Genomic DNA, 221 nt, shown 5'->3' with positions numbered 1-221 from the left:
GTTATTACACTGCCTTCCTTCAGCTTCGTTTTTGGCTCTTCCACCTTTTCATATACGTAGATTACCTCTGTTGTTCCCTCTACGTATTTACCTTCGGCATTTTTTGGCTTTCCTACCAACTTATAACCTGGGATCTCTTTATTTTCTGTTGTATAGCCTTTCCCTACTTGATCTGTTGTTGTATTGCGTTGCGCGATTTCTTTTCCTTCTTTATCTACGTA

Annotated in this window: 1 protein-coding gene; it reads right to left on the bottom strand. The window is 39.4% G+C overall.

Annotated elements, in window-relative coordinates:
• On the bottom strand, positions 1–221 hold a 221-nt coding region (locus tag MR170_RS31940), incomplete at both ends, for a MucBP domain-containing protein (RefSeq protein WP_242310795.1).

It is taken from the genome of Bacillus cereus group sp. BfR-BA-01524, from assembly GCF_022662595.1.
Taxonomy (GTDB): Bacteria; Bacillota; Bacilli; order Bacillales; family Bacillaceae_G; genus Bacillus_A; species Bacillus_A thuringiensis_S.
The sequence above is the reverse complement of the archived record's forward strand: the minus strand, read 5'-3'. Positions and strand labels throughout refer to the sequence as shown.